Annotated in this window: 1 protein-coding gene; it reads right to left on the bottom strand. The window is 44.0% G+C overall.

Going from position 1 to position 509, the window contains the following annotated elements:
• A partial coding sequence (locus tag R7Z50_RS31310; protein ID WP_318150253.1) for an outer membrane beta-barrel protein occupies nucleotides 1-221 on the bottom strand: 221 nt, incomplete at its 3' end.
• Nucleotides 222-509: the final 288 nt, after the last annotated feature.

Here is a 509-nt window from a genome sequence, read left to right as displayed (position 1 = left end):
TAACGCCCTTCTAAGCCAATATAGTCATTAAAAAAATAACCAGCTTGCGCACTAAGAAGGAAAGGACTTCCCTCTTTCACGGATCCGGAAGACGAGCTTTTCAATTCTGCATTTGAGTAGCTCACTAGAGCGCCCGCGTAAAAATCGGCTGACGCTGAAAAAGAACTCAGGCTCAAGCCCAGTGCACTAAGTATTCCCAAACAATGCTGATTTCTTATCACGGAAAAGTTCCTAGTACTGGTAATAATTATGGACTGCTAGGCAAAGTTAAGCTTGCTATGCAGATCATTAAATGCTGTCGTCATAAATGGCACGCTACAGCCCCGAGGCGTTGAGCGTACGCCACTGTATCGCTCTTTATCTGGTATAAGTGAAACGGCCTGTTTACCCCAAATAATCTAATACTGAACGAAACGAGCCGACAAATTATGCACTCTTGGTAGTTTATCAGCAAGCAACGGAGCAAGATAACCGCGTAATGTCACGTTGGTGTTAGAAATGAGAACGAC

It is taken from the genome of Vibrio sp. 1249-1 (assembly GCF_033340495.1).
Note: the sequence above shows the minus strand (reverse complement) of the source record. Positions and strands in the feature narration are given on the sequence as shown.